The organism is Bradyrhizobium sp. UFLA05-89, assembly GCF_059803475.1.
Map to the genome: position 1 here is coordinate 1 of NZ_JBANBA010000018.1, position 23,736 is coordinate 23,736.

Sequence of the window (23,736 nt, forward strand, 5' to 3'; positions counted from 1 at the left end):
CGACACAGCCGCTCGGCCGCATCGCCGCTGACGCCAATACATCGGATTACTGCCGCCCTTTTTCAACGGAATCGGCCAGCAGCGTACTAACAAGCTCTCTCACCATCAAAACCTCCTTCTCTCCGTAGCACAGAACATGAATGTCCTTGGGATTCGAAACCGTCGATCGAATGCGCGACATCTCCTGCCACATTGTTACCGCGTCCGACTTTGGGGAATAGAAGACGGCATAGTGTGCGAACGGGAGATCGAGACCCCGCCCGCCGGTCGTACGAGTCATTAGAAGGACACCCTTGGCGCTCTTGCGAAAGGCGTCGATTGCAGACTTTCGCTCTCGATCGCTCTTCTCCCCCGTCAACTCAAACAATGGAAGCCGCGCCGCCGCGAGGATGGGCTTAATTCCTTCGAGCAAGGTTATCGTGCGCACGAAAACAACGCCTCGCTCCTTGACTTTGCTTCGTGCCGCGACGATGGCCAGTAACGCGTCGGTCTTCCTTCCGCGCATAAAGTTAAAGTGGTCGTCCTCTCTGTCGTCGCGCAGGATCGGAGCACGTTCCAAGTAAACCTCTTCGTTGTGTCTAGTCTTGATTTTACAGTCACCGAAGTCGACACCGAGTCCCATGGTTAGGTCTTCCAAGATGTGCTGGGGCATCATCATCAACTTGGTGATGCCGCAGAACGCATGTCGGACGGGAGCTGAAATGAAGACGGGACGCATTGCGCCAGGTCCAGAACGAAGTTGCACTGAACGATTTGCGGCGCCCTCACAAAGCTGCGGCGCACGCCGCTCGACGTCGCGATAGTCTACAGGACCGATCGTTTCATCGAGCCTCAGGTGAGCTTTGCCCTTCGAGACGTCCACGGCCCTCAGGAGGACAGCCACATTCGCGTCGTACACTCGCGACAACTGGATCGGCTTGAAGGGCACTACTGCAGCATAACTTTGTTCCGGGACCGCAATCCCGATCGGGTCGAGCAGCTTGCCGATCAAATCGGCCCGTTGGTGCGCCTTGACACGAACGCCGGCCCTTGGCTGACGCGACGCAAGGCCAAGCGTAGCTGATTTGACCAGAAATCGTGCGTCTGTCGGGAGTTCACTTACGAGACGCCGCCAGTGTTCAGCGTATCGCGCAACGCTATCCCGCTCCGTTTCGTCAATCACCACGAACTGGTCAAACTCATCGACGATGACGAGATCGAAGGAAGCGACAACATCATCGTCAGCCACGCCGCGGGCCAGCGCACCGGCAAGAATACCAGGAGTCGAGACGAGGAGATCGCTGCGCAACAGAGTGCGACGCAATGCGCCGGGATCACCAGACTGATCGTCGGTAAGCCGATCGACGGTGAGGACTTGCGCAACCCAAAGCGCCACCGTGAAGTGTTGAACGACCAAGGTTCGCGATGGCACGATCAACAATATACGACTAGCGGGACGCAGTTGTTTCCAAAATGCTGCCACGAGGCAGGCGATCAGGGTCTTGCCGGTACCGGTTGGCAGTTCGATGCCAGCGTTTCTGCCGGTAAGAGCGATCGCTACTGCGCGAACGGCCGCCTTCACTTGATAGCGTCTTCGCGCATAGGCGCGATCACGCGCGACGACGTTGGCAAACAGCGCGTCGGCGGTTGCCCAGAGCGCACGCACGCAATCGCGCGCCTGCGAACCGCGGGGCTTTAGGTGCTTAGGGTTTCTGCGCAAGGTCTTCCCGGACGCCTTTGGCGATACGCCAGCCGTCATACGTCAACCACAGCGATACACCAATGAAGAATATCAGAAACACGCATAGCGCAACGCGAACGTGCGGGAACAGCGGGTCGGCGCTTGCCGACTGGATCATGAACAGTCCGTTGACGAGGACGAATACGACAAAGGCCAGAACCAGTCCGTTAATGACGTAGCTTTGGATATTGGCGAGCTTTTCAATCTCGATCTTGCACTCGACAATTGCCTTTTGTTGGTTCTCGTTGCCTTGCGCCTTGTTAAGCTTCACCTTCTGTGCGAGCGCAACAAGCTCGCGCAGCCACTGACTGAGCTGTATGTTAAAAAAGCTACCGACGAGGCCGGCAAGCGTGAGCATCAGACCAACCGTCGTAAGGGGATTCGCATTCATGTTCCGTCTCCGGTCGCTAGTGCTTGAAGAATCGAAAGCAGGGTTTCAGCGGGTACGCCAAGCCAACGGGAATTGCCAAAGCTCGGCTTCGCTTTTGGCGGCTTGGGCCGCTCGCGCTCGGGCATGAAGGCTGAGATTCTGTCATACAGAACACGCAATTCGTCCGATGCTCCCAGTGACAGGCTGAGATCGAACTCGGTGACGTGCCCCTGGCCTTCTTTCTTGGCCTCTTCGGCACGCACTTTGTACCGCTCAAGCTGGGCTTTGAGCTCGACGCGTGCGGCCTGCCGCCACTGCGCGGCCCGCCGAGCCCGCAGGAGCCGCGCGAGATAGCTGGCGCGCGGCAGATTGACCCCAAATCGCTCATAGATGCGCGTCGCATCGGGTTGCTCGTCGACGAAGATCTCTTCGTAAAAGCGCGAGAGCCAATACTCTGTTTGCTGACTCTGGCTTTCAAAGCGCTTGTCACCGACGAGCCACTCAAGAAGCAGCGTCGCGGCCAGCCCATCGAGGCCGCTCTTGAGGTTTTTCTTGGCCGCTGGCGATGCGTCGGTTGCAAGAAGCGTCTGCGCACGCTCCATCAGCGCCTTGCGAGCCTCGTCCTCTGATCTTGCCACTATGGTCGTCCCCTAGTCTTGCTTACCAGCAGTCGCACTCTCACAGCTCTCATAGCGCTGCGTTTGATCGATCGGTTCCGGGCTCGTGACCGAGCTGGCGAACTGCTGCGGTCGAGGTTGCTTGGTCCATCCAGCGACTTGCTGTCTTCACGGTCGACCGAAGGAACGCTGATAGACGCGGCGTTCGGCTTCGGCCAATCGGTCTATATCGGGGCGTTGTCCCAGCGGATGACGATATCACGCAGTGCCATCGCTCTGGTGCGCGCGGCCATCTGTGTAAGGAATATGGCGATGCGGCGATTTAAGCGATACCCCATCGGCTTTGCGTCGGGATACTGATCTCCGACTCCACAGAAGCTGATCGAACTGCGTAGCGCGAGTTGCGGCCACTTGCCCGAAAATGCCCCGCTCTCGAATTGCCGCTCCCGGGCCAATGTCATGATCCGCCGAAAGTGGCTAATCTCGGCTGGCGCTACCAAACCGAAGACGGCATCGGCGTTTTGCTTGACGGTCGTCCCTAATTTCATGCGTGCCCCCATTCGGATCATAATCTCGACCGAACTACCGATAACGCTACTACGCTCAATGGGTGCAGACGAGAGAAATTTCGCGTGGCGCCCAAAAAGACGCGTCATCCTTCATAGTCCACTCGGCTTTCTTGCTCCTGCCGAAGCGTCTGCAATGCTACTTTGTTTGAGGTTGCATTAAATCTTTCTATGAAATGCTCGCGGTCCGCAGTCTCAAGAATCCCGTTCGACTGTGTTTCTTCGTTGAGAAAGCTATGCAGACGCTCCCGAACCGCCGCACTTTCGTGGTGCATATGCCGGTTAGTCAGTTAGTCAGAAGGTCGCGGGCTGCAGCCGATTGCGTATTCTCAGCAAGACGCTGCGGCGCGAAAACCGGATCGCGCCGCTCGGCACTCCGAGCGATGAGGATCGTGCGGACACACCACAGCGCGCGCTTAGTCAGCAGCGATGAGTTGAGTTCGTTACCGAACCGAGCGAGATACATCCCGAAGTCTGCAGCTCGATCAATCTCGCCTTGATAGCTCGATCGGAATTGGAAAGCGGATTGAAGTTTCGCGAGGTAATTGTCTGGATCGATGAGTGGTTTCGCCTCCCGTGCCAAGTGGCAGACGAACAGTCTTCTGAATTCCTTTGCGCGTTCAATGCTGTTTCTGACAATTCACAGCCTTTTCGCTCGTTGGGACCGTTACAGAATTTTCTCTTGTCGGAATGACCGTGGCGCCGGCTGCCGACCGCACACGGACTGCCATGGCCCAACGGCGACTACACCTCCGCTCTGAGTTTTCGGAAACGGGCTCGGAATCTCAACGAGGATTAGCCCAGGGTCGCGTACCGGCGTCCCGTCAAATCCATCCACCCGATCGGCGAGTATTAGCAAACGTGGCGCAAGCCAGACGCTCACGACAAACGGGCCTGCGACGACAACGGTCCGACAACAGATCTAGAGGTCTACGGACGTGAGATGCGATCTTATGGCGCGCTCGGAGGGCGGTCGTATTTCTTGCTATTTCAATGGCTTAGCCGAGGCTGACAAGCCGTAAGGTCTCTGGCCGAAGGGTGCATTTCAGGAGATCATAATTGACTGCCCTCCAGGCTGGAGCCTTTTAACCAGGATCAGATCGGTCACATCGGTCAGGGTCTATACTCGGGCCTAGGTACCTCTCGCCAACCGAAGATGTCGAAGAAGCCCTTCCACGTGTAAACAGGCTTCTCACAATATGGGCAATCATAACTTCCCGATCGCTCCTCCGGAGAATCCTCCTGAGTGGCTTCAAAGGTCGTGCCGCAAACGTCGCAGGCCTTAGTTATTTCGGTCATACGAGCAGCATGCGCCTCCAGTCCGCCGGGCGCTACCCCAAAATCATAAAGATGGCTGAGGAAACTGGCCGCAGGGAATCAATTCGGCCGACTTGGCCACTCTTCAAGGTCGGATCCGCCGGGATAACCTATTCGGGACGCATTCGATAAGTGAGGCAGACAACAGCATCGGCAGTTCCTATCCCAATTGGAGCGGCTCGGATCGGACATGCTTCGTCGCGATAACGGGAGATATTCGCCTCGGTTTCTTTGAAGTAGGCTAGGCGCGGCGACATCCCAGCGCGGCTGACCAATGCTTCTCGAAACTGGCCCATGTCTCTTCGTTCGCCACCCAGTCGGCTAGCAGGAAGACCGGCTCATCCCCCACATTGCTATCGTCGATGTAGACCTTCAGCATCGCCTGCAATTCACACGGAAACGCTGCTACGGACGAGAGTTTCAACCTACCTTAATTCATCATGCCTACTTAGTCCCCACTGCTCTGGCTGCCAAATGTGCGTATGCAAAACAGGCAACCCGGGCGGATGCCATCGGGCTGCGGGCACTCCGCGCGGCGCGTTTAGGCTGACCGAATTTCCATGGAAAAGATGCATCGTTAGGGGGTTGGCGGACTAACAAACAAGTTCTTCCGGCAGAACATCATAGCAGTAAGAAAGACCCGCGCAGCCTCATGCAATTCTGCCTCAGCCCACGATGCCATGCCATTGTGCAAGCCGTCGTTCCGATAGAGCACCGCAGCCAGAATCGTTCGGGCAACGCCAGCGTTGGGGCCGTTTTGCGTCAATGCCGAGATCGCCGCAAGACGGTTAGCGCGAGGTGCAATCTTGGTACTGACCAACGCAAACTGGGTCGTCAGGATTCGGTGAACCTCTGTTGAGGTGTTCCAGAGCGCCTGCACTTTTTTCATCAACGTCCCAGATGAACTCACGCCCGCTTCATCGAGTAGAGCATTGGTGAGATGCTCAAAAGTCGCCGAAAGAGATTCCATCTCCTTCGCGAGCGCGCTGTGATCAATGGACGAGGAGCTAAACTGATGCTTCAAAATAGTCTCGATACTCAGGTGGACCTTCCACTGGTCGTTTCGTTCCAACCAGTCCAGGAGGTCCGCGATCGCCGCATCATCCAAGGTTAGGGCAGCGTCGGCGCTCGGCGCCTTAGCAACGACACTATGCTTCAGCGACAGCTCGGCCTTGTCGCGGGCATCCTGCTTCCAATCAGGGAAGATAACGTCGATCGTATTCGCGAAATGTCCGGTGGCGCGGCCGACCTCGGCGGCAAGGGCCTCAAAGTTGGTGTCGAACGCATGCATTACCATACGGAGTGCAAGGCCAATCTGGCGCTTATACTCGCCAGCTACCTCGTTCTGCCCTCGACGTCTCCATTCGTCCCAGCGCTCACACAGATAGATCAAGAACGATCGAGCATGATCGCGAGTGGCGCCAATCGCGGCGACTGCGCGCTCCGCGCTGCGCTTTTGCACGGCATTAAAGTCAACGAGCTCCATGCCCTCAAGGGTGAAAACGTTACCGTTGTGGCCCCTTGCCAACGCAGCGAGTTTACGTGACCGCACCGCCTCGACCTTGGCCACCGCATCGAACCAGTGCACCCATTCAAGCCCCTTCGCCAGACCGCGCGGCCCCTCAAACGAGACGGTGCCATAGGTCACGTCCGTGGAAATATCAGTCAGCCGACCGCTCATCGCACACCTGAGCAAATCTGGCCTCCGGGTATCGAAGATCAGACGGATACCCATCTCCAGGGCGTCCGCGACAAGCAAAACCTGCCAATCGTGGTAGTAGGTGTCGACGCCATCGCTGACATAGAGTGGATCTTGCCCAGGGCCGCTGAGATTGATTCGGAAGTCAGCCCAATCGACAAATTCGTGGCTCGCCACGTCAGTCGTGATCAATGTGGCGCCAGGCGCCCCCTCGCCAATGTCAAACGGATGGGGTAGCTCAGGATCGGCATCGAAGCGACGCCAGAGGTGCAGCGCGTCGCTCAATGCCTGCGTAGCGTCCCGTTCGGCTTGCGTAGGCGCGGGACCGGGGACCACATCGTGGCTCTCCAAGATCATGGAATTTGGCCAGAACACCCGTACGACCGGTACGACGATGCGCTGCCGCTCGAAATACTCGAGCAGACCATCTTGGAAGATGGTTGGCGTTAAGCGGAGATCAGCGAGCAGCGCGCCGAATTCCCTGGATGATATGAAGCGGTCGCGTGACGCCATTGTTCGATCCACTTGGTGGAGGAACCTCTGGGGTGATCCCTCAAAGGCTGGCCGTTTCAGCCTTCTACTCGATGTCGTAGTTCAGCTTGTCGGTATAGCCTGCCCAGGCTCCAGAGACGAAAGACGGTGAACCGTCAATCCAACCGGCTGTCTGCCAGAGGATATCCAATTGCTCTTGAATCTTCGCGGCAAGTTCACCGTTCATCTCAGCCAGTTTGGCCGCAGGCAAGATGACCTCCGGCTGCCGCAGTCGTCTTCCGCCGGGCCGCGCGGCACACAATTCAACGTCTTCAACCCCATCGAGAGAAATCGAAACCAGCGCAGGGCCTGCCAGATCAAGATCGTTGGCGATCGCCGCCATTCGCTCCAGGTTCCGCACGATGAGAGCCTCAAGACGTCTGCCGTCGACCATGATCTGAGGGTCGTCATCGATCCGCTGACCAATCGTGACCTGATATTCAAGATGCCCAGGCCGAACCAGCCGCATCCGCCACGACGTTTCAGGATTGAACCCGTCTCCGCGTCGACGAGGCACGGCACAGCTCCACCACTGGCGGCCATCGCTGTCGACCTTTACGCGTTCATACGGCGATGGTGGAAACCGCGTCTGGAGTTCGCCGACGCGCCGCGGGTCCAAACGTCGACCTTCAGTGGCCTCGAAGGGCACGAGCCGCAACGTCAAACGCGGCTGAGTTACGATTTCGGGGAGCGCCCCGCGATGCATATCGAACGCCAACTCCTGCAAGGCGTTGGTTGCTCCCTGAGCCTGCTCGTTCGGTTCGCGCAATCCCCCCTGAACAACATCATCATTGAAGATCGCCTTCAGCGCCGCGACGAGGTGTTTCGTCAGGCCGTCTCGGACATTCTTTCGGTCTTCCGGTTTGGCGTCGGGTGCACATGCGTAGAGGATCGGGCGACGCACGTGACGCAGGTCAAACGGAAGCTCGTGCTGCCCAGGATCCCCGAACGCAGTATTCATCACCGAGATGACTCGTCGCGAACTGAGTGATTTAAGCGCCCAGCCATGCTCGATCAGCACGTTTGGATTCGGGATGCTGCCGCCGCCGTTAGGTCTGACCGCGACATAAGTGAGATCCGACAAAAATACGGCGGCTCGATCGATTTTGCCGTAAATGGTCTCGGCGATCGCCGGCGAGCCGGGGACGTGAAGCGTGTCCTTGTCCATCGCCAATTCGCGATCGGCGAGATCGACCTCGGCGTCCGCCTCCAGCAGCCCGATCGCCCTTTCTAAGCATGCCTCGATCATCGAGCGCCCCACCGCGTTAGGGGTGTCGCTCTGCCAGGAGAAGAAAATATGGTGAGTCATACTTCACCTCTTTTGCCGCCACCGGAAATAGCTAAACTCCGCTCGTACTCATAATATCAGCGAGTAGCTCGTCGATATTTCCGGCTCGCGCGGCAAGTCTCGCGTCAATGCGATGAGAGTGGCCATGATCCTCTTCATAGAGATAGCTTGATTCAAATTCCTGGAACGCCTCGCCGGTGAGAGAAATTCCCGCCTCGATCATGCGCTCGTAAGCGGACACCACAAAATTAAAGAGCGCCGGGTTGATGTTCACGACGGTGCCGTACCAGTGGAAGACGCCGCCACATGCCAGCCGAGTTTCTTCTTTGTGCCGCCCCCTCGTTTCGTTGACCGCACTCTCAACGATATCGCTGGCTACCAGGCACAAGGTCATCAGATCAGTGACAATTGGATAGCCTCCCGCCGGAACGAGCCTAACTACATGCCGCAGTTCTTGGTGGTGATGAAAGAAGTTTCTGAGGCATTTCAGGGCCGAAAATCCCCGCACATTGAAGAAATCGAACTCGTTTGCGATCTGCAGCCGATCGTTCAGACTGTGCGCAGCTTCGAGAAATGAAAACAGCGTATCGCGATCGGGGGAAATACAATGGGAGCGATATAATCGAAAAAGACGCTCAGCTGCACTGGAAGCGTTCGCCAGATCGCTCTTTATATTCATACTTTCCTTCTCAACTTTTTGAATCCCATCGAGGCCAAGGGACGAAGCTGTCTTATAGCAAATGCAACGAAGCTCCTTTGCTTCCGCGTTGGAGAACTCCACGATTTCTAGCGAAGAACGAGCGGAAGACCGTGCAACAAGAACCAGCGCGAGGAACTGGCCTCTACATCTCTCGCGACAACCGCTAGCATGGCCCCCCCTTGCGGAATCCGCTGGTGATATTACCCGTTGACGAACATAGCCTGGAAGCTATATAGAACCTCTGATTGTATCAAGCCCACCGAAGCGAAATCTTTTTGTGAGTAAGGTTCAGACCGAGGTGCAATCGCCGAATACGACCCGCCGCTCGGTCGGCCCCACATTGAGAGTTAAAAACTTGAAGCAGGCTAACATGAAGGAGATGCGCTTCTCGGCGGCCAACGGTGAATGGCGTGCTGCGTTCGGGTTCAGTCTGGACAGAAGACCATCCCTCTGCTCGCAGGGGACAGCGGAAGCCGGAAGTGTCTCTACTCGCGGCGGATAGTTGCCGTTGCGGTCATCCCGGTGGCGTGAAATTCGGAAGCAAGGGATCATCCAATGGGTCGGAAGCTGGACGAAATCATCGCTAGGCTGCCGCGCGACCGGCAAGATCAAATCGAGGCGCGTTTCGAGGAACCCGAGGAAGGGGTCGAAGGATTGCGCAAGCTGCGCCAGCTCGCTGGTAAGGCCCAAGATGACATCGCAACCGCGCTTAACATCAAACAGCCATCTGTGTCGAAGATCGAGAAGCAGACGGATATGTATCTGTCGACACTGCGAAGCTATGTCGAGGCAATCGGCGGAAAGCTTGAATTGACGGTGAAGCTGCCTGCGCGGCCTGCGCTTCGCCTGCATAATCTTGGCGATATCGCTGTGAAGGCGGCGCCGACTCGCCGTCGCAAGCAGGCGGGCGCGCGATGAGCGGAGCCGCCTAATGAGCCGGCCGACACAAAATCAGCACGGAGGACAAGATGGCTGAAACTCAGATCGAGTGGACGGACGCCACTTGGAATCCGGTCGCGGGCTGCTCAATCGTGACCGCCGGCTGCACCAACTGCTACGCCATGGAAATGGCTAGGCGCCTTGAGGCAATGGGTGTCGACAAATATGCCAAGCTGACTCGCAGAACGGGAAAGCGCACAGTCTGGAACGGTGTCGTGCGGGAAGATCGTGAAGCGCTGTCTATTCCGCTCCGTTGGCGTAAGTCTCGCAAGATCTTTGTGAACTCGATGAGCGACCTGTTCCATGAACGGGTTAGTGATACGTTCATTCGTGACGTCTGGCATGTCATGCGCGAGACACCGCATCACCACTACCAGATTCTGACTAAACGTCCCGCACGCATGGCGAAGCTGGTATCCACCCTTATTGACGATGTCCTACCTAACGTTTGGCTCGGCACCAGCATAGAGAACGCAGATGTCGTCGATCGCATAGAACATCTACGCCAAGCACCGGCGGCCATTCGGTTCATTTCCTTCGAACCTCTTATCGGAGCCGTCGGTCCTATCGATCTTCGGGAAATCCATTGGGCTATCGTCGGCGGAGAGAGCGGCAAGGCAGCTCGGCCAATCCGTGAGGAGTGGATCGACGAAATTCATACGCAGTGCCTATCGGCGGGAACAGCCTTCTTTTTTAAGCAGTGGGGCACCTGGGGCAAAGACAATAAAAGGCGTTCAAAAAAAGCCAATGGACGCGAGTATCGGGGACGTACGTGGGATGAAATGCCCACCGTCCCCAGTGCTGTTCCTTAAGGATGCATCGAGGATGGGGGCGACGTGGTAGAAAAACCATATGAATGGGCTGATGGTGCAAAGCTCGAGGAGCATTCCAAGCGCAAGCACAAAATCCTGCGCGAATACGTCTTCGACTATCTCAGCGTCCGTTGCAGGCTGCCGCAGCAAGAACGGTTTCGGCTTGCAATCGTGGATGGCTTTGCCGGTGGCGGACGATACCAGTGTGGTACACCCGGATCACCGCTTATATTCATTGAAGAGTTGGAACGCGCCGTCGAGGCGGTCAACACACATCGGTCAGTACAAGGTCTTGGCGCGATCGAGGTCGAATGTCTTCTCATCTTTAACGATGCCAGTCGCGACGCCGTTGAACTGTTGAAGACACATGTCGCGCCGATGCAAGCTGCAATCGCCCAGACATGCTCAAAGCTGCATCTGCGCGTCGAATATTTGAATGACTTTTTCGAGGCGGCATACCCGCAGATCAAGACGCTTCTTGAACAAGGACGGTATCGGAGCGTCATCTTCAACCTGGATCAATGCGGCGACAGTCACGTCGAGAGGGATACGCTCCTTGACATCATGCACTCCTATCCCGCCGCAGAAATCTTCTACACTTTTATGATCAGTTCACTGCTCGCTTTCCTGCAGAAGAACGAGCCGGAACAGCTGAGAACTCGACTTGCTCATCTTGGGCTGACAACCGCAAGCATCGATGCGCTCAATGGCTTGATGAGCAAGAACGACTGGCTCGGAACTGCAGAGAAGATTGTCTTCGACGCCTTTCGCCTATGCGCGCCCTACGTCAGTCCTTTCTCGATCAACAATCCAGGCGGATGGAGGTATTGGTTGATCCACTTCGCCAACGCCTATCGGGCCCGGCAGGTCTACAACAACATCCTTCATGACAATGCGAGCCTCCAGGCGCATTTCGGTCGCTCGGGTCTCAATATGCTGTCGTATGACCCCAGGCACGATGAGGGAATGCTCTACTTGTTCGACGATAACGGTCGAGCGTCTGCGAAGAACCAACTCTTGGGAGACATTCCACGCCTCGTGATGGAATTCGGCGATGCCATGTCCGTAATCGACTTTTACGAGAGTATCTACAACATCACCCCTGCTCATGCAGAGGACGTCCATGCGGCGATCATCGAGAACCCGGATTTGGAGGTAATCACTCCGGCAGGCGGCGAGAGGAGGAAGGCAAATACGATTGGCGTCAACGACGTCATCAAGGTGAAAACGCAGCGAAGCTTCTTTCCGATGTTTCTCAACGCGGCAGCGAAAACGAGAGGCGGGGAGGAATGACTGCTCGACGCCGCCAAGATCCCGAATGGCGCGAATTCGAGCGTTTGGTTGCGCGGATCGAGGCCGACGCCGGCTCGACCGGCATGGTCGTAAAGTCCCCTGACCGGATCAAATGTAGGGTCACTGGCCGGCTGCGCGAGGTCGATGCGAGCATCCGCACGCGAGCTGGGACATCGGAGCTCCTCATCACGGTAGAGTGTCGGCGGAGAAGCAAGAAACAGGATGTCACCTGGATCGAACAGCTGGCGGCCAAACGCCAAGCAATCGGCGCAGATCGCACCATAGCAGTCAGCGCATCAGGTTTTTCGCCCGAGGCCGAAGCCGTAGCACTGCAACATGGCATTTCGCTACGGCGGGCATCGGAATTTTCCGTCGCAGATATCAATCAGCTCTTAAGGCTCGATTTCGTGATCTTCTGGCACAAAGCGTGCGCCCTTGCAGGGGTCGGTATTCGGACCTTTCGCACGGCGGAGTCGGGCACAACACCGCCGAATGAATTCGACTTCACTTTGCCGGAAGATACCGACTTATTCGCACCTATCTTCCGAAACACAGACGACGGGTCCACCTGGTCACTCAACGATGTTTGGCAGGAAGTCCAAGCGGACCTGAATCCCTTTGGCGACATTGCGAAGGGCGCACCACCGACTATTCGAACCGCGCGTGTCCCATATTCCGGCAACGTCGCGATCGACCATGGCGGCGGCACTTATCTGCTGGGCCACGTTTTCTTGGGGATGGCTCTTTGGATCGAACCAGAAATCGTCCCTCTCGAAGCTGCGCAACGAGTCGAGTATGGGTCGTCCGAAGCACCTGCAATTCAGCGCGTCGAGTTCGCTTCCAAGCGAATCCTGCCGCGAAATTGGCACATCTCGTTACAAATGCCCAAGGACTCCACCGATATCGCCGATCTCCGAACTGGCGGCAATTGGCCAGACAGCGAGGGATAGATTGTGAGCGTTCAAGAAACACGCCGCACAGGCGAGCGCCGATCGGTCCCCAATTCAGGCCACTATCGCAATCCCGACAATGATTCACGCGGACCATATCTGCTTGCCGATCTCACGGTTCATGGAGTGCGGCCACTCCTTCAATACGACTGGAGAGGACATCTTCCTCCGAGCGGGCGGCACTGGCGGTTCAGTTTAGAACGGGCTCAAGCCGAGGACGCGGACGGCCGAATCGTGTGGCCGGCCAACGGCAACCGCCCTCGACTAAAGCGCTATGTTTCAGAGCAACAGGAAACGCCGCGGGACCAAGATGACACTCCTGGGGTATCGGTCGAACGTGCCTTGCGTTCAATGTTGCAAGCCTTAGCTCAGGAAATCGTTCGTAGCCCCAATTACCTGGTGCACGTCGAGTGGCGTGACCTTGAACGACTGCTCGGCGAGGTTCTTTCCGGGCTGGGATTCGACGTTCGGGTCACACGCCCGGGACGCGACGGCGGTTTTGATTTGGAACTGCGTTGTGCCGAGGCCGGTCAGCCTGTGATCTATCTCGTTGAAATCAAGCACTGGAAGGCTCCATCGAGACCAGGATCCGACATTCTGGAGCGCTTCTTTGAGGTGGTCATGGTGTACGGAGCAAGCCGCGGTCTTCTCTTATCCAGCTCCGGATACAGCGTACCAGCCCTTTCCGGGCGTTCAGAAATCGCCCGGCAACTTGTTCGTTTGGGGAACGCCGACAAAATTGTCGCTCTCTGCCAGTCCTATGTCAGGCATACACTTGGAGCTTGGACACCTACCGACGCCCTCCCCAGTATTCTATTTGCGGATACCCTCTAGCCGCCCGCGGCAGGGCAACGAAAAGCCAATAATTGAAAACCCTAGCGCCGCTTAAATCGAAGCGCAGTAACAAGAAGTAGCACGATGTTCGGACCGCAGCACCTGAAGCACGTCATCCAATACCTCGACGGCATCGACAATGCATTATCTCAGCGGATGCTTCGGAAACACCCACCGGATGAACCGGCTCTCACCAACGAGCTTTGCGCCCTGCTCGATGTAGAAACCCAGCGGAACGAAGAGAATCTCTCCTACAGCTTGGACCAGCTCAACGCCGACCTTGCTTCCCTTGGCGACGGACTCGATTTCGAAGTCGCGCTCGATACATACCCTCACAACACAGCGATGGAGCGCCACGTCTCCCAGTCCGATTTCGGTCTCGTCCTCACTTATGAAAACCACGTCCTGCCCAACGAAAGCTGGTCCACGGCCTATCTCGTTCAGGCAAAGCGGCTCTTTCGAAACCCGAATTCTGGCGAGTACGACCAGCGAGCAACCTTCCACGCCGTCGATGCGGAGCAACAAACCCGGCTCGACCGGCTCGCTTCGATTCTTGGCAAAGGCGCGCTTCTGTACGGCCTCTATTGCCCACAAACTCCGAGCATTCCGGACACAACCCGTACCCAAGTGCGCGCCCTTCACACGCGAAACTTAAGTGGTCAGATCTTCGATTTCGGAACCGGGCTTGCTCTAAGAGACACCTTGGTCAACAACGGAGGAATCGACGCCGGTATCTGGCTTCGATCAATAGAACGTAGGCCCACAGGCTTTGTTGGGCTGCACGACGAGGCATTTCGTTCAGCTCTGCCGTTTACCTGGTTCATCATCGAGCACTTTACTCCACGCTCTCGTCATGGAGTCTTCTCCGGCCTGATACGAAGTGGTCCAATTCTGGCTGAGCCCCGCGACAATGATCGCGTCAGACGCATCGTCACCGGAGACCAACAGGCAGTCCGCGACCTGATCAATGAAGTGCACGAGGCTGGCGAGGAGGCCGTAGCGCCCACGACTATCACTGTGCTTCCGCGCCATACGATCACCATCAACGTGAGCGTCGGAAGATCGTTACCACCCGATAGCGCGCGCGTTCAGATCGACTAAGCCGCCAAGAGCCAGACCAGCAACGAAAAGTGCTTCAGGGACCACAGCATTCCGAGAGAATGAAAAAGCAAATAGGCTTGGCCGAGAAGATGGGGGCTCAATGCGCGTCAGAAGAATTACAATTGAGAATTTTCGAGGCGTCGCACACGGGGTCGTCGATCTTCCGGGACATACGCTGCTGGTTGGTGGCAACCATGTCGGCAAATCTACCGTCTGCGAGGCGCTGGACCTGGTTCTAGGCGCGGAACGCCTATTCCGTCGTCCAATCGTCGACGAACACGACTTTCACAATGGCCGATATTTTGACGCTGCCGGCAATCTCGTCGCCATCAAGATTGAAGTCGTCTTGATCGACCTGTCCGAGGACATGCGTCGGAAGCTGTTTCACAAGACCAGACCCTGGAGTGAAGAAAAGCAGGGTTTCGTCGATGTAGACGGTTCGACACCATCCGACACCGACGCCCCCGGCGTCATTCGCGCACTCCCGATCACCTTTCTCGGCTGGTACGATCGAAAGACCGACGATTTTGAGGGGAAGACGTTCTTCTCCCATCCGGCCAAGGAGAGCCCCGACGAACCGGACGATCCTACACCGGGCAGCGGGCTCGAATCGTTCGGTCGCGATTGGAAGCAGGCATGCGGCTTCATCTACCTGCGAACGCTCCGCACTGGCCGTAGAGCGCTCAGTCTTGAGCGAGGCTCGCTGCTCGATACGATCCTTCGGCTCGGTGACAAGGGCCGCGAGTCGATGTGGGAGGATACCGTCAAACGTCTAAAGGCGTTTGATCCGCCGGTAGGCTCCATTCCGCAGCTCAAGGCGATCCGCGAGCAAGTCCGGAAACGGATGCAGCGCTTCATTGGGATTTCAGACGAGGAGGATGCGACGGCGTTCTTCGCATCGGATCTCACACGCGAAAATCTCAGGGAGGTCATTCAATTCTTTGTGCGGTCCAAGGGGAGCGAATACGCCGTCCCGTTCCACAGGTTGGGTACGGGCTCCATCAACACGCTGGTTTTCGCGCTGCTGACGCACATCGCCGACCTTCGCGGAAACGACTCCGTCATCTTCGCGATGGAAGAGCCAGAGATCGCATTGCCCCCGCACTCGCAGCGGCGGCTCACCCGCTACCTTCTCAAGAAGATGGGCCAGGCGATCGTCACCTCACACTCGCCGCACGTCATCGACGAATTCGAGGTCACTCAGATCCTCTCGATCGATCGCGATGAGAAACATCGCCTGTCGAGCACCGCGATTCCGACGGAGGGGATCAAGTTCAAGGCGGTGCGCCAGCGTAAGCTTCAGCTTGCGGAAGCAGTCCTCGCGCGCGGCGTCATCGTAGCCGAAGGCGCGACCGAAGTTGCGACTCTGATCGCGACATCGCGCGCGTTGGAAGCTCATAGCCCGGAAAACGCGTATGACCCATTCGACCTGACGGGAATCTCCGTCTTCGAAGCGGGAGCCCACGGTGAAATCCCCAAATGGGGGCCCGTTTTTCGAAGCCTGCGGAAGGCGTTCTTCGCCTTCCACGATCTGCCAAAAAAAGAGTGGACCGCGGAGCAAACGGCAAATCTCGCCCTGTATTCCGAGAACTGCCAGACGACTTACAAAGGGATCGAGGCGCTGCTGGTCGCCGAGGTTGCGGTTGACACGCAGCGGCGGTTCCTATCTGCAGTTGCGGCGTGGCCCGACTATCCGCAACACCACGGCAAGCTGGCAGCCGGCGCCGACGACGATGCGGTCAGTAAGCTCACCTACGGCGTGCTTGCCGACCGCAAAGGGGATGGTTACGCGGCCCACCTGATCGAGTGCTGCCAATCGCTAACCGAGCTCCCCAAGACGATTACCGAGTTTCTGCAGCGCGTGAACGCGCTCTTGAAACTTCCGCCACTGGATAGCGATGACGACGCAAACGAGGGTAATCCCGAATGACCTTCGTCCTGAACGACCGGCGCAGATCGGTGCTCGACGAGCCGGGGCACGTCCTTGTACTGGGCGGACCGGGCGCGGGAAAGACTACTCTTGCGATCTTAAAGGCCCAGGCCGGAATGCCGATGATGAAGCCCGGTCAAACGGCACTTTTCCTGAGCTTTTCTCGCGCGGCCGTGCAGCAAATCATGGCGCGCTGCAAGACCGTCTTGAGCCAGGACGAGCTATCCAGGATCGAGGTCAGGACCTACCACTCATTCTGCTGGGAACTCCTGAAGGGGCATGGCCGTGCGCTCCGCGGCGCGCCCATCGCCATGATCGCTCCCGGCCAAGAAGGAATGATGCGAACGCAGTTCGCGGGCGATTGGGAGGCAGAACGTCGTCGCCTTCTCGACGAAGAAAGCCGAGCATCCTTCGATGCGTTTGCCCATGCCGCCGCTCGCCTGATCGAGGAGAGTGCGCATATTCGCGACGGCATAGCCGACATTCACCCACTCATCATCCTCGACGAATTCCAAGACACAGATGACGATCAATGGCGCCTAGTGCAGGCGCTTGCCGTAGCGACCAAGAGCGTCTTCCTCGCTGACCCCGAGCAGCGGATCTACGATTTCCGTAAGGGCGTCCGCGCCGATCGCCTCGATATCCTGCGCCGTGGCGTCAAGTTGCTGGAGGCCGACCTGGAGGCGGACAATTTTCGTAGCCCAACCTCGGACGTACTGCGCTTCGCCAACGCGGTGCTGACGGCAAAAGCGCCAGCGCGATCAAAGGACGTCAGCGTCACCACCTACAAGCGCTTCCAGAACATGTTCAATTCCACCGTCCACTTTTATGTCGGTCAGGCGTTCGCTGACTTGGCCCGGCGCGGCGTGACAGAACCTTGCGTGGCGGTCTTGGCAACGAGCAACGATCTCGTCGCGGACATCTCCGAGCTGCTCTCGACTTCTCATAATTTTGGGAAGAACGCGCTCTCCCCCATCAGTCACGATATCGTCTGGGACGGAGAGCAATCATCAGCCGCGGCCCTCGTTACGGCCGCGTTGCTGGAGCAGACCTCCGCCTATTCGGTCGCATCCCGGACAGCAGCGCTAGGGCGTGCAGCCGATTTTTGGCTCCTGAAGAAGGATTGGTGCGAACAGCAGAATGCCCTCGGAGCCAAGACGGCCGGGGACCGCGCCGCCAGGATGACGGCCGCAATCGACTTGCTACGCAGGGACAAGCCAATCCGCGCATCTGGACCGAACCATCTCGCGCAATATCAGAGCGTATGCACCGGCGATCCGATCAGCGATTGGCGCCTGGCCCGCCAACATTGCACCGGCCATGACGACCTCCGGGATATCGCGGTTCAAGCCGGAATGGTCCGCCTCTCGAAAGCCGGCGATCCGATCGCGATGGCATTGAGCGAACTTTGGGCGCGATCCGCAACATACGCCGGCGCGGTCGAGCGCGTCACCGCCATCCTCGATCAGCAACGCCTTGTTGGTGCTGATCGCCCTCCTCGCGGATGCATCCTGATGACCATCCACAAATCAAAAGGAAAGGAATTCGATGCCGTCGTCATTGTGGAGGGATATCGCGGAGGCGCGCTCCTGAAGGAAGACGAAGCGCCAAGGTACGAAAAAAGCCGCCGTGTGCTGCGCGTCGGGATCACCAGAGCGCGGCATGCGGTCCGCATCGTCCGCCCGGCCGATGCCACACCGCTCTTTGATCCGGAGTGACGCGCCCGTTACGGTCATTCCTTCCTTGCTAGCGCTTAGGCTTGAGCTGCCACTGACTGCGTTCCGAGGCCATCCCCTTGTAGCCGGACCTCTCGAAGAGCGCGGCGACCGCCTCTCCCCCCTCGAGCAGCAGTTCTGCGGACGGGTTCTCTTCCGGAGTGTACAGGACCGAGCCATCTACGACGTCATGACGAGTCAAGGGTGTGATGGTATTGAACGTCGCGACCGCCTCGGCCAGCAGCGCCTCCTCAGCACAGTTAATCTCGACGAACACATCACGGTCGTCGTCATAGACGTAGAGGCTCGCGTCATAGATAAAAGAACTGAGCGACCGGCCGGACGGGTCGGAGAATTTCACCGCAAACAGCGCGTCGCTGTAGCGCCCAGGATAGCCGCCGTGGGTGCTGAACCCGAACTTATCGGCCGCAAGATCCACCGCCGGTTCGATCGACAGCAGGCTCATATAGCCGGTCTCCACCGGCATATCGCCCTGTCCCAGACTCTCCGTCACGAGCGCCAGCGCGACGCCCGACTGATCGAGCGCCACACCTCCGCTGAACCCGCCGCGCGCCGTGGCTGAAGCGATGAAATGCAGGACAGCAGAATGGCGGACACGCGCGACGGCATTGATCTGTCCGAGGGTGACGACTTGGCTGGGTACGGTGGTGAACGGGATCGGAGGATAGCCGATGACGAGAATGTCTGAGAGGACGAGGTCATTCTCTCCGAGCGAGTAATCCGTGTGCTGGCTGACGGTGATCGCCGGCAACGACGTGGCGCCAAGATCGACCCGAAAGACTGCGACGTCGAGGCCATTCGGGCCAAAATACGGTCCATCGACAATCTCCAACCGACGCGGAGGTACCGCCTTTCCGCCGGCCTCTTCGGTAAGGTGCGCCGACTTGGTGGTGGCGATCTCCTTGATGGTCACCCCATCGATCACGTGCCGGGCGGTGACGAAGATCCCATTGCCAATATGGAACGCCGATCCGATTCCCTCGTCCCCCTTGGCGTCGATGATGGCGACGAACGCGACGGCTCCCGCCGCGCGCACATAGGTATCATGGAAGGCGCTCTTTTCAGCCATCAAAAGACATCTCTCAATTCGATATCGGCCGGATCCCATCGGTCGACCGCGATCGCTGTACATTCCGCGATAAGCAGATCGAGGACTGCCTCGATCTTGCGAACGTCATACGCTCCTTCGGCCAACGACTCGGCTGTCTGTTTCAAGAATTCCCTGCTATAGGACTCCTTATATTCCAACGCCCCCTGATAGGTGCCAAGGTTCTTCTTGTAGTTGGTCCAGAGCACCTTCGCCGCCGGATGACCACCGACGTCGAGATCGAGATAGCATTCGATCGCCGCTGCGCGCCGATTGATGTCCGAGTTGCGGAGCCCCTCGGGACCTTGAGCGAGAAACGAACGGAAGTCCTCGAGTTCGGGCAACATGATCCTGCGCATGTTCGTAGGTAGGGTGAGCGCTGAGAGGCGCTGATGGGCGTCGAGCCCCTCGGCGTCATTATCGAACACGAAGACGACCTGGTTCTGAACGTCGATCTTCGCGAGCCCTTCCGCGAACTTCACCAAGTTGCCCGTGCCCGAGAATGGGTGACTCTCGCTCACGTCGATGAAGCGGAAGAAATCCGCGATCCCTGGTCGCAACAGCGCGAACGCGTGCTTCAGGATATGGACGTCCGAGCTGCCTTCGGTCGCGATCAGGAACGTCTCGGTTCGCCGGGCGTGAGGCACGAACTCCCGCTCCGTCGCCCACCCGGCCTCCACCAAAGGCCCATATTGCCACACGACGGGAGTGTTCTCGTTTGCCTTTGCCTCCGCCAACAGCCGCAGGACCGAATACGGGTGAAGGATATCCACCAAGCCGCCGAAGAAGGTTCGCTCCGAATATGCCTGGTTATCGTAGGATCGGTAGATGGGAATCCGTTCGAGCTGCATCGCAGCGAATCGGCCTCGGATCTTTGTTTCGCTTGCATCGTCCGAGCGCGAGATGAAGGTGTCGTCGAGACTGTCGAGTGGGTGCGCGGTCGCAAACGCGAGGAACTCCGCAAAGCTCATCAGATCTGGAATGGGCTCGTCAGCTTCGTCCTGTAGAGACTGCCTCTCCTCCAGCCAGTTTTGCGCGACGGCGTCATATTCGCGTCGAACGCGCTCCAGATTGAAGCTAAGGAGTTCGAGACGAGGAACAACGTGTTTGAGCGGTCGCGTGAACGCCGTCTCGGAGGGTGTGGGGTCCTCACCCTCCTCGTACCAATCGTAGTCGAGCTGATCGCTTTTGATCGCCTTTCGATCCCGTTCCTGAAAAATCGACCCGTGATCGATTCCGCGATGGTTCTTGCTGTACGTGACCGAGACCCCGGCAACTTCGAGCGTAATTTCCGTACCCAAGCTTCCCCCGACTATACTGCGGTTTCCGTCGACGCCGTCATGTCGCACGGTACCCTAATTATTCGACCTTGAGCGATCCTAGCCGCAAGGGCTCGAGCAACTACCAAACCCGGCACGAGCAGGTGCAGCTTCAAGGTTGCACTGCCACGAAAACACTGCATCCCAGCGCGGGTTCACATTCTGAAATCCTGATCTGCGCATTTTCGCTTGTACGGACTTGCGGGAAAGCCTTCCGTTGCACCCGAGCCTTATGATGTCGGGCGCCCCCTTCTGCGGGACTAACTGCGCCCGCAATGCCCCACCGGGGAGTGCCCATAGCTTGAATCGCGACCGGGTCTTGCCCATATGTAACCCATAGGTTACAATGAAGGGGTTTGGAAGCGCGGATGGCAGTGTATGGCAATAGTCAAAATCAATCCGATCAAAATAGAGGGGCGCTGGGAGTCAGGCGTTGCCTTGGATCTTCACACGACCAGCAGCACGCCTATCGGGTACAATGAATCTGGCTATATGCAGTTCGACACCCTGCGCCCGGGAATAGCTGACTGCTCTATCGGCTGAAGAACCGAGCAGACAAGGACGCGGCTGGGCCGATCATCGAGACCGCAGCAAACTTCCTTGCTGGGCATCGGGACAAGTTCGACAGCATCGTGCCCGTCCCACCATCCCACCAGCGCGCGTTGCAGCCGGTCATCGTCCTCGCGGAGGGAATTGGAGCTGCTCTCGGAGTTCCGGTCCTGTCTTGTATCACGACGACCCGCCCAACCGCGCAGCTCAAAAATGTGACCGATCAGGAGGAGCGAAAGAAGCAAGTCGACGGCCTTTATCAGGTCGACGCGCGGCAAACACGGGGCCGCGGTATCCTCCTGTTCGACGATCTCTTTCGGTCAGGGACCACCATGAACGCTATCACGGATCAGCTGCTCGGCCCAGGCCAAGCTGCGGTCGTTCGGGCCGTCACTATTACTAAAACACGGAGCAACCATTGAACACGATCTTCATAGGCGGCTCGCGACACGTTTCCCGGCTTCCCTCCGAGGTTAAGAAGCGGCTCGACAATGTCGTCGCGAGCGGCCACCGCGTCATCGTTGGAGACGCCAATGGCGCCGATAAGGCCGTCCAAAAGCACTTTCACGACATCCACTATGACAAGGTCACGGTGTTCTGCTCGGGCGCATCACCGCGCAACAACCTTGGAACCTGGCTCACCCACCACGTCGACGCGCCCAAGCACGCGAAGGGCTTTCAATTCCACGCGGCCAAGGACCGAGAGATGGCGCGGAAGGCGGACTTCGGCTTGATGATCTGGGACGGAAAAAGCCCTGGCACCGTGCTCAACGTGCTGCGCCTCGCCATTGCTGGCAAGATCGCGGTGCTGTTCAACGTCCCCGACAAGGACGTCGTCAATATCAAGTCCGTGGATGCGTGGAGGAACTTCATCGCGCACTGCAGCGATGACCTGCGCCGGGATGTGAAAGATCGCGCCACGCCGGACGAATGGCGGCTGGTCGAGACCAGCGATCAGCCCACTTTCCTGTCGGCGATGCAGAAAGCCCCCTCCGCTCAAAAAGCGGAGAAAGGCTGGGAGGAGACCGGCACCTCCTTGCCCGCCCAAGCTCCGACGCTCGACGAGGTTGTCAAAGTACTCAACAACGCGCTCGCCCGTTCGGATGCGACCGCGATCAAGGAAACGCTCGGCCAGATCGCGCGCAATCGCGGCATGAGCCAGGTCGCGCGCGAAACCGGACTCGCTCGCGAGAGCCTCTACCGATCCCTCGACCCGAAAGGGAATCCCGAATTCAGCACAGTCCTGAAGGTTCTCTCGTCGATCGGCCTGCGGCTTGAGGTCAAGCCAGACAAGGCGGAGTCGGAGCGTGAGCCGGTCGCGCCGCACGATTGAGCCGCGGCGTACCCGATCGGGCGCCGCGCGATAGACGAGGAGAATGCCGGGATTTCCCTCAGGTGCCGGACCTGATTCTGCAGCGCCGTGGCTACCGCTCCTGAAATAGAGCAATCGGATCGATATCGAGCGCTTCGGAAATTTGCTCGAGCGCGTCAACGGTCGGCGCATTCTCCTCGCGCTCAATCATTCCGATGTAGTTGCGATTCAGGCCTGCTCGATCAGCCAACTCTTCTTGAGTAAGGCCGCCCTTCCGTAGTAGACGCCGAAGATTTCTGGCTACCAACCGCCGCAACTTCATGCGGCAAGACGGCACCAAACGCTACTTGATCTCCACCTAGTATACTAGGTATTGTCGACCTATTCAGAGTGTTTCACATGGTCGATGCTCAGCCCCACGCGGTTGAACCGTTTGTAGATTTGGTCAGTCGACCCGACGGTCGTTTCGCTCGCGTTGGTTATCGAGCTGTGGGATCGGATTACACATTGGCAAGTATTGAACTCCCCATTCACGTACTCGAGCAGGCGGTCACGTCCGGTCTTGAGTTACTCACTATGGTTACCCCTGCCGGGGAAATAGTGTCTCACATTTTCGGTTCGTCCAAGTTCGCGTTGTCGGATCTTCGCTCCGTCCACTCGATAGATCATTTGGTCTCGCAAACCGTCAGCCCCAATAATCTCCGCTTAGAGGAGGCTTCAACGACAGAATTGGGCGACCTTTTGAAATCACTCGAATTGGCGATTGAACACGTGAGGGCAGCTCTTATGCGGACAAGCGTCGAGACCTAATTCTCCACTTCATTCCTCGTCCGGGCTCTCGCTCAGAGAGGGCTTTGAAGTCCTAACGATTTTGTTTCGCTTGAAGGATGCATCGCTATCAAGAAATGCCTCAAGCATGAACGGTATCAGCTCGGCTACTTCTTCCTTGTTACCGTAGGTCTCTGCATAGAAGTCGGCATACTCTCGCAGCCGTTGTGCAAGGCTTGGCGCAAGCACGATGCTCATCTTGACCGGGGTCCGATCAGGTAGCTTCCCAAGCTTCATC

At 57.8% G+C, this 23,736-nt stretch carries 21 protein-coding genes; 9 read left to right on the plus strand and 12 right to left on the minus strand.

The genetic code is table 11. The features are described from left to right. Positions 1–46 precede the first annotated feature (46 nt). The 8 genes from SO139_RS12180 to SO139_RS12215 all read right to left on the minus strand — a co-directional run bounded on the left by SO139_RS12180 (position 47) and on the right by SO139_RS12215 (position 8,889). Positions 47–1,645 (minus strand): DEAD/DEAH box helicase, encoded by a 1,599-nt coding sequence (locus SO139_RS12180; protein ID WP_498540086.1) that lies wholly within the window; start codon positions 1,643–1,645, stop codon positions 47–49. A 37-nt stretch (positions 1,646–1,682) separates the two neighbouring features. Further along, positions 1,683–2,111 (minus strand): hypothetical protein, encoded by a 429-nt coding sequence (locus tag SO139_RS12185; RefSeq protein ID WP_498540087.1) that lies wholly within the window; start codon positions 2,109–2,111, stop codon positions 1,683–1,685. Beyond that, on the minus strand, positions 2,108–2,692 hold the full coding sequence (locus tag SO139_RS12190) for a hypothetical protein (RefSeq protein ID WP_498540088.1): 585 nt from the start codon (positions 2,690–2,692) through the stop codon (positions 2,108–2,110). Before SO139_RS12190 ends, SO139_RS12185 begins: the two co-directional genes overlap by 4 nt. A gap of 239 nt (positions 2,693–2,931) precedes the next feature. Next, the gene (locus SO139_RS12195; protein WP_498540089.1) at positions 2,932–3,363 is read right to left on the minus strand and encodes a hypothetical protein; all 432 of its coding nucleotides are present in this window, start codon (positions 3,361–3,363) and stop codon (positions 2,932–2,934) included. 1,468 nt (positions 3,364–4,831) lie between these two features. After that, positions 4,832–4,969, minus strand: a complete 138-nt coding sequence (locus SO139_RS12200; protein ID WP_498540090.1) for a hypothetical protein — start codon at positions 4,967–4,969, stop codon at positions 4,832–4,834. Positions 4,970–5,167: 198 nt separating this feature from the next. Then, positions 5,168–6,802: a hypothetical protein gene (locus SO139_RS12205; protein WP_498540091.1), complete on the minus strand. Its 1,635-nt coding sequence runs from the start codon at positions 6,800–6,802 to the stop codon at positions 5,168–5,170. A 64-nt stretch (positions 6,803–6,866) separates the two neighbouring features. Then, on the minus strand, positions 6,867–8,129 hold the full coding sequence (locus SO139_RS12210; protein ID WP_498540092.1) for a hypothetical protein: 1,263 nt from the start codon (positions 8,127–8,129) through the stop codon (positions 6,867–6,869). Positions 8,130–8,160: 31 nt separating this feature from the next. Further along, on the minus strand, positions 8,161–8,889 hold the full coding sequence (locus SO139_RS12215) for a hypothetical protein (protein WP_498540093.1): 729 nt from the start codon (positions 8,887–8,889) through the stop codon (positions 8,161–8,163). Between the two features lie 573 nt (positions 8,890–9,462). Between SO139_RS12215 and SO139_RS12220 the strand changes: the two genes are divergently transcribed. The 8 genes from SO139_RS12220 (at position 9,463) to SO139_RS12255 (ending at position 18,385) form a co-directional block, all read left to right on the plus strand. Continuing rightward, a complete protein-coding gene (locus tag SO139_RS12220) occupies positions 9,463–9,726 on the plus strand; it encodes an XRE family transcriptional regulator (protein WP_498540094.1) in 264 nt (87 codons plus the stop codon). 50 nt (positions 9,727–9,776) lie between these two features. Further along, positions 9,777–10,559, plus strand: a complete 783-nt coding sequence (locus SO139_RS12225; RefSeq protein WP_498540095.1) for a DUF5131 family protein — start codon at positions 9,777–9,779, stop codon at positions 10,557–10,559. Positions 10,560–10,583: 24 nt separating this feature from the next. Further along, entirely contained in the window at positions 10,584–11,852 is a 1,269-nt protein-coding gene (locus SO139_RS12230; RefSeq protein WP_498540096.1) for a three-Cys-motif partner protein TcmP, read from the plus strand. Beyond that, entirely contained in the window at positions 11,849–12,802 is a 954-nt protein-coding gene (locus tag SO139_RS12235) for a restriction endonuclease (protein WP_498540097.1), read from the plus strand. The genes SO139_RS12230 and SO139_RS12235 overlap by 4 nt, the downstream gene beginning before the upstream one ends. A gap of 234 nt (positions 12,803–13,036) precedes the next feature. Beyond that, positions 13,037–13,636, plus strand: coding sequence for a restriction endonuclease (locus SO139_RS12240; protein ID WP_498540098.1), 600 nt, complete (start codon positions 13,037–13,039; stop codon positions 13,634–13,636). Between the two features lie 84 nt (positions 13,637–13,720). After that, a complete protein-coding gene (locus SO139_RS12245) occupies positions 13,721–14,737 on the plus strand; it encodes a YdeI/OmpD-associated family protein (protein WP_498540099.1) in 1,017 nt (338 codons plus the stop codon). Between the two features lie 100 nt (positions 14,738–14,837). Continuing rightward, a complete protein-coding gene (locus SO139_RS12250) occupies positions 14,838–16,667 on the plus strand; it encodes an ATP-dependent nuclease (RefSeq protein WP_498540100.1) in 1,830 nt (609 codons plus the stop codon). After that, positions 16,664–18,385: a UvrD-helicase domain-containing protein gene (locus SO139_RS12255; RefSeq protein ID WP_498540101.1), complete on the plus strand. Its 1,722-nt coding sequence runs from the start codon at positions 16,664–16,666 to the stop codon at positions 18,383–18,385. Before SO139_RS12250 ends, SO139_RS12255 begins: the two co-directional genes overlap by 4 nt. 28 nt (positions 18,386–18,413) lie before the next feature. On the opposite strand, the gene SO139_RS12260 is transcribed toward SO139_RS12255, so the two are convergent. Both SO139_RS12260 and SO139_RS12265 read right to left on the minus strand, forming a co-directional pair. After that, entirely contained in the window at positions 18,414–19,472 is a 1,059-nt protein-coding gene (locus SO139_RS12260) for a S1 family peptidase (protein ID WP_498540102.1), read from the minus strand. Beyond that, positions 19,472–20,791 carry a HEPN/Toprim-associated domain-containing protein gene (locus SO139_RS12265; RefSeq protein WP_498540103.1) on the minus strand — a complete coding sequence of 440 codons (1,320 nt, stop codon included), beginning with the start codon at positions 20,789–20,791 and terminating at the stop codon, positions 19,472–19,474. The genes SO139_RS12260 and SO139_RS12265 overlap by 1 nt, the downstream gene beginning before the upstream one ends. 1,159 nt (positions 20,792–21,950) lie before the next feature. Between SO139_RS12265 and SO139_RS12270 the strand changes: the two genes are divergently transcribed. Next, complete coding sequence (locus SO139_RS12270) at positions 21,951–22,691, plus strand: addiction module antidote protein (RefSeq protein WP_498540104.1); 741 nt, start codon at positions 21,951–21,953, stop codon at positions 22,689–22,691. A 91-nt stretch (positions 22,692–22,782) separates the two neighbouring features. On the opposite strand, the gene SO139_RS12275 is transcribed toward SO139_RS12270, so the two are convergent. Continuing rightward, positions 22,783–22,992 (minus strand): helix-turn-helix domain-containing protein, encoded by a 210-nt coding sequence (locus SO139_RS12275; RefSeq protein ID WP_498540105.1) that lies wholly within the window; start codon positions 22,990–22,992, stop codon positions 22,783–22,785. 497 nt (positions 22,993–23,489) lie between these two features. Next, positions 23,490–23,735, minus strand: coding sequence for a DUF2274 domain-containing protein (locus SO139_RS12280; RefSeq protein ID WP_498540106.1), 246 nt, complete (start codon positions 23,733–23,735; stop codon positions 23,490–23,492). Position 23,736 lies beyond the last annotated feature (1 nt).

Bases quoted from the DNA above. Each gene is read 5' to 3' on its own strand.
- SO139_RS12185 (WP_498540087.1), bottom strand. From the start codon at position 2,111: ATGAATGCGAATCCCCTTACGACGGTTGGTCTGATGCTCACGCTTGCC.
- SO139_RS12200 (WP_498540090.1), bottom strand. From the start codon at position 4,969: ATGCTGAAGGTCTACATCGACGATAGCAATGTGGGGGATGAGCCGGTC.
- SO139_RS12245 (WP_498540099.1), top strand. From the start codon at position 13,721: ATGTTCGGACCGCAGCACCTGAAGCACGTCATCCAATACCTCGACGGC.
- SO139_RS12195 (WP_498540089.1), bottom strand. From the start codon at position 3,363: ATGACGCGTCTTTTTGGGCGCCACGCGAAATTTCTCTCGTCTGCACCC.
- SO139_RS12205 (WP_498540091.1), bottom strand. From the start codon at position 6,802: ATGGCGTCACGCGACCGCTTCATATCATCCAGGGAATTCGGCGCGCTG.
- SO139_RS12260 (WP_498540102.1), bottom strand. From the start codon at position 19,472: ATGGCTGAAAAGAGCGCCTTCCATGATACCTATGTGCGCGCGGCGGGA.
- SO139_RS12190 (WP_498540088.1), bottom strand. From the start codon at position 2,692: ATGGAGCGTGCGCAGACGCTTCTTGCAACCGACGCATCGCCAGCGGCC.
- SO139_RS12210 (WP_498540092.1), bottom strand. From the start codon at position 8,129: ATGACTCACCATATTTTCTTCTCCTGGCAGAGCGACACCCCTAACGCG.
- SO139_RS12280 (WP_498540106.1), bottom strand. From the start codon at position 23,735: ATGAAGCTTGGGAAGCTACCTGATCGGACCCCGGTCAAGATGAGCATC.
- SO139_RS12225 (WP_498540095.1), top strand. From the start codon at position 9,777: ATGGCTGAAACTCAGATCGAGTGGACGGACGCCACTTGGAATCCGGTC.
- SO139_RS12255 (WP_498540101.1), top strand. From the start codon at position 16,664: ATGACCTTCGTCCTGAACGACCGGCGCAGATCGGTGCTCGACGAGCCG.
- SO139_RS12250 (WP_498540100.1), top strand. From the start codon at position 14,838: ATGCGCGTCAGAAGAATTACAATTGAGAATTTTCGAGGCGTCGCACAC.
- SO139_RS12275 (WP_498540105.1), bottom strand. From the start codon at position 22,992: ATGAAGTTGCGGCGGTTGGTAGCCAGAAATCTTCGGCGTCTACTACGG.
- SO139_RS12235 (WP_498540097.1), top strand. From the start codon at position 11,849: ATGACTGCTCGACGCCGCCAAGATCCCGAATGGCGCGAATTCGAGCGT.